The organism is Streptomyces viridosporus (assembly GCF_002078235.1).
GTDB classification, from domain to species: Bacteria; Actinomycetota; Actinomycetes; order Streptomycetales; family Streptomycetaceae; genus Streptomyces; species Streptomyces viridosporus.
The window spans coordinates 1-4,470 of sequence record NZ_MSGP01000440.1; the positions used below are offsets into that span (position 1 = coordinate 1).

Annotated in this window: 6 protein-coding genes; 5 read left to right on the top strand and 1 reads right to left on the bottom strand. The window is 74.5% G+C overall.

Going from position 1 to position 4,470, the window contains the following annotated elements; genetic code table 11:
- Positions 1-250, top strand: a 250-nt coding sequence (locus B7L92_RS28405) for an ATP-binding protein (protein WP_143626388.1), incomplete at its 5' end; no start/stop codon positions are given.
- A gap of 15 nt (positions 251-265) precedes the next feature.
- Here the strand turns inward: B7L92_RS28405 and B7L92_RS28410 are convergent.
- A complete protein-coding gene (locus B7L92_RS28410) occupies positions 266-958 on the bottom strand; it encodes a type 1 glutamine amidotransferase domain-containing protein (protein ID WP_081240250.1) in 693 nt (230 codons plus the stop codon).
- 162 nt (positions 959-1,120) lie between these two features.
- Here B7L92_RS28410 and B7L92_RS28415 point away from each other — a divergent pair, with 162 nt between their 5' ends.
- From B7L92_RS28415 to B7L92_RS28430, 4 genes are all read left to right on the top strand, one after another.
- Entirely contained in the window at positions 1,121-2,068 is a 948-nt protein-coding gene (locus B7L92_RS28415) for a LysR family transcriptional regulator (RefSeq protein WP_081240251.1), read from the top strand.
- 72 nt (positions 2,069-2,140) lie between these two features.
- Positions 2,141-2,560 carry a CBS domain-containing protein gene (locus B7L92_RS28420; protein ID WP_081240252.1) on the top strand — a complete coding sequence of 140 codons (420 nt, stop codon included), beginning with the start codon at positions 2,141-2,143 and terminating at the stop codon, positions 2,558-2,560.
- Between the two features lie 415 nt (positions 2,561-2,975).
- Positions 2,976-3,626 (top strand): sugar nucleotide-binding protein, encoded by a 651-nt coding sequence (locus tag B7L92_RS28425; protein WP_255311183.1) that lies wholly within the window; start codon positions 2,976-2,978, stop codon positions 3,624-3,626.
- A 56-nt stretch (positions 3,627-3,682) separates the two neighbouring features.
- A partial coding sequence (locus tag B7L92_RS28430) for a class I SAM-dependent methyltransferase (RefSeq protein WP_081240253.1) occupies positions 3,683-4,470 on the top strand: 788 nt, incomplete at its 3' end.

The window sequence follows — 4,470 nt, forward strand, 5'->3', positions numbered from 1 at the left end:
CGAGCTGGTCACCAACGCCCTCGTGCACACCGACGGCCAGGTCCGCCTGGACCTCACCCTGGCCGACGGCCGGCTGCGCCTCGCCGTCGCCGACGCCTCGCCCCGCACCCCCGTCGAGCCGGCCGGCCTCGGCTGGGAGGCCACGGGCGGCCGGGGCATCCTCCTCGTCGAGGCGCTCTCGGCGGCCTGGGGGACGCTCCCGGTCAGCGGGGGCAAGCAGGTGTGGGCGGAGTTCGTCCTGTGGCGGTGACGCCCCGCCGGTTCCTCAGAGCCGCTTCAGCAGCTCCTCGGCGAGCGGTGCGGAGGACGCCGGGTTCTGTCCGGTGACCAGGTTGCGGTCGGTCACCACGTGCGGCGCCCACGGCTCTCCGGCCCGCACGCGCACACCGGCCTCGGTGAGCCGGTCCTGGAGCAGCCACTTCACCTTGTCGGCGAGACCGCCCTGCGCCTCCTCGGCGTTGGTGAACGCCGCCACCTCGTAGCCGGCGAAGGCGTTGGCCCCGTCGGCCCGCACGGCGGCGAGCAGCGCGGCCGGGCCGTGGCAGACCACGGCGAGCGGCTTGCCCGACGCCAGCGCCTCGGTCAGCAGCCGACCGGAGTCGGGGTCCACGGCCAGGTCCTCCATGGGGCCGTGGCCGCCGGGGTAGAAGACGGCCGCGTACTCGTCGAGGCGGACGTCCTCCAGCCGGACGGGCCGCTGGAGTTCGGTGAAGGACCGCAGCGCCTTCGCGATCCGGTCGGCGTTCTCCCGGCCGCCGTTCATCTCGGGCGTGAGGGACCCCTGGTCGACGGGGGGCACGACCCCGCCGGGCGTGGCGACGACGATCTCGTGGCCCGCGGCCCGGAACGCCTCGTACGGCGCGACGGCCTCCTCGGCCCAGAAACCGGTGGGGTGGGTGGTGCCGTCGGCCAGCGTCAGACGGTCGGCGCCGGTGACGACGAACAGGATCTTCGACATGTGCTCACTTCCCGATGCACGGTGGACTTCGATACCCCGACGGTAGGACGCCCCACCCGGGGAATTCCAATGCTCGATTCCATGGCGGCCATAGGAAAACCCATGGCCGGACGGGGAGGCGCCGAGACCCGGCAGCCATAGGCCCCCCTTAGGCTCGTCACCGTGAGGCATAGCGATCCCCATGGCTCCACCGGGGCCGGTGCGGCCCTGCCCGCGCAGTCCGACCTGAACCTGCTGCGCACCTTCCTGGCGGTGTACCGGTCCGGGTCCTTCACGGCCGCCGCCCGGCTCCTCGGCCTGTCCCAGCCCACCGTCACGACCCAGATCCGCTCGCTGGAGCGGCACACCGGCCGCGAGCTGTTCGAGCGGCTGCCCCGCGGGGTCGCGCCCACCGCCGTGGCCGACGAGCTGGCCGCCCGGATCGCCGCCCCGCTCGACGCGCTCGCCGAGGCCACCGGGCACGGCCCGCCCGGCCGCGCCCGTCCTCGGCCGGTCCACCTCGCCGGACCCGCCGAACTGCTCTCCACCCGGGCGCTGCCCGCGCTCGCCCCGCTGGTGGCACGGGGGACACGGCTGCGCGTCACCCCGGGCCTGACCGACCCGCTGCTCGACGAACTGCGCACCGGCCGCCACGACCTGGTCATCGCCACCACCCGGCCGCGCGGTCGCGCCCTGTCCGCGGTGCCGCTGGCCGACGAGGAGTTCGTCCTGGTCGCCGCGCCCGCCCTGGCCGACGGGGTGCGCGGGCGCCTCGCCGCCGAGGGCCCCGGCGCGCTGGACGGCGTCCCCCTGCTCACCTACGCCGAGGACCTGCCCATCGTCCGCCGCTACTGGCGGCACGTCTTCGGCCGGCGACTGAACCGCCACGCCGCCGTCTCCGTCCCGGACCTGCGGGCGGTGCTGGCCCTGGTGGTGGCCGGAGCCGGCTTCAGCGTGCTGCCGCGCTACCTGTGCGCCGGGGAACTGGCCCGCGGCGCCCTGACCCTCCTCGACGAGCCGGAGGACGCCCCGATCAACACCAGCTTCCTGGTGCAGCGGCCCGGCACCTCGGACAACCCCCAGGTCGCGCTCGTCCGCGACCGGCTGCTGGAGGCCGCCCGCGCCTGGTGACCGAGCCGCTCCGCCGGGTACCCGGCACGCGACACGAGGAGCGACACGAGGACACGAGGAGAGGGGCACGTCATGACCCAGCACGTCCGCGACATCATGACCGGCGCACCGGTGAGCGTCGGGCCGCACACCTCCGTCGCCGAGGTCGCCCGCATCATGCGCGACCGCGATCTCGGAGCCGTTCTGGTGACGGACGGCGACCGGCTGCGCGGGCTGGTCACCGACCGCGACCTGGTGGTGCGGTCCGTCTCCCGGGGCGGCGACCCGGAGGAGACCACCGTGGCCGGGGCCTGCAGCGAGGACCTGGTGACCGTGGGGCCCGACGACGACCTGGACCGCGTGGCGCGGCTGATGCGCGAGCACGCGGTGCGCCGCGTCCCGGTCGTCGACGGCGGGCACCCCGTCGGCATCGTCGCGCTGGGCGACCTGGCCATGGAACGCGATCCGCGGTCGGCCCTGGGCGACATCAGCGTGGCCCGGCCCAACACCTGAGCCCGGCCCCGTCCGCGGAGCGGGGACTCCCGGACGCGGCGACGGCGGCGAAGGCCGGGGCGGCCCGCCCGGCAGCCGCGTGTTTGTCCGGCGGAGCATGGGGGACCCGCAGGGCGGCACGCGGAAGGAAGAGGGTGCGCCGTGACCTCGGAGATCAGTGACGAACCCCGCCGCCCACCGGAGACCGGCTGGGCCAGGGCCCGGCGGCTGCGGAGCGAGAAGCCCCTGCGGACCTGCCTGCCCGCCGTGGACCGCGGTGCCTCCGGCGCCCCGGACAAAGGCGTGGAGGGAAACATAGTGAGAGGCGAGGACTAGCCGGGACCCGGGAGACTCATCGGTCCTCTCCCGGGATTTCGTCACGAACGGGTAAAGCGAGTGATGTCCGTTCCGCCGGAGCGCGATTATGGTGAGCCAGATGAAGGCTCTCGTGCTGACCGGCGGTGCCGGAACCGGACCGGGGCCGACCCCTCACACCCCGGTGGAACGATTGGTGCCCGTGGCCGACACACCTGTGCCCCTCCACGGGCCGCGGCCCCTCACGGACGCGAACGCCACCGACGCCGACCCGCTCGGCACCCTCCGACTCGGCCGCCCGCCACGGGAGTTCCCGCACGGAGTCCGGTCGGGTCGCGTCCGCGGCGCGCACGTCCTCCGCGTCGACGCCCGCACCCCTCCGCGTCCGCAGAGCCACCCCACGGATCACCCCACGAACCCCCGTACCGCTCCCGGCCGCTGTGGGCCCGCCGGCGAGCGGGCCGCGCCGGAGGAACCGCCCGGCGCGAGCACGATCGTGCGCACCGCTTGGCGCCACGGGGTCCACGGCACTAACTTCGTGCGGACGATGACCGGTCCCGAGGCACACCGCCCCACCGTCGACGTCGTCGACGACCGACGAGGGCGGCCCGTCCGGCGCGCCCCGGACCGGGAGGTGTCCCGCCCGGTCGGCGCCGCCCCGGAGCGGGTGCGACCCACCACGGCGGCCCTCCCGCGGCCCGCGCCGCGCCCCGCAACACCGCGCCCTCGCGCGCGACCGCCGGCCGGAGAACGGCCTGCCGTCGCCGCGTGACCGGCGTGTCGTCCCGCACGAAGCACTGCCCGGAATCCGCAAGGAGAACCCCCTTCGTGAAACGCCATGAGTTCCTGCGGGAACTGCACAAGGCCAGCGCCAACCGCAACTACCTGGAGATCGGCGTCAACGACGGCCGAAGCCTGCGCCTGTCACGCGTCCCCAGCATCGCGGTCGACCCCGCCTTCAAGGTGGTCTCGGAGCTGAAGTGCGACGTCCACCTGGTGAAGGCCACCAGCGACGACTTCTTCGCCCGCGACAACCCGCTGGCCCACCTCAAGGGCGGCCGGCACCCGCTGCGCAACCTGCGCCGGGGCCGCAGCCCCTTCGGCCACTGGCGCCGCACCACGCTCGACCTGTCGTTCATCGACGGCATGCACCTGTTCGAGTACGCCCTGCGCGACTTCATGAACGTCGAGAAGCACTCCGACTGGTCCAGCGTGATCGTCCTCGACGACATGCTGCCGCGCAACGTGGACGAGGCCGCCCGCGACCGGCACACCACCGCCTGGACCGGCGACGTCTACAAGATCACCGAGGTGCTGACGCGCTACCGTCCCGACCTGGTGACCGTGCTGGTCGACACCCAGCCCACCGGCCAGCTCGTGGTCTTCGGCGCCGACCCGGACAACACGGTGCTGCACGACAAGTACGACGAGATCATGGCCGAGTACAAGGTGCCCGACCCGCAGAAGGTGCCCGAGACGGTCCTGGACCGGACCGGGGCGGTCCCGCCCGAGGCGTTGCTGCGGGCCGGGTTCTGGCGTCCGCTCGCCCAGGCCCGCAACCGCGGGCTGCCGCGGCGCGTGGGCTGGGAGCCCCTGCGCCGCGGCAGCCCGCGGTT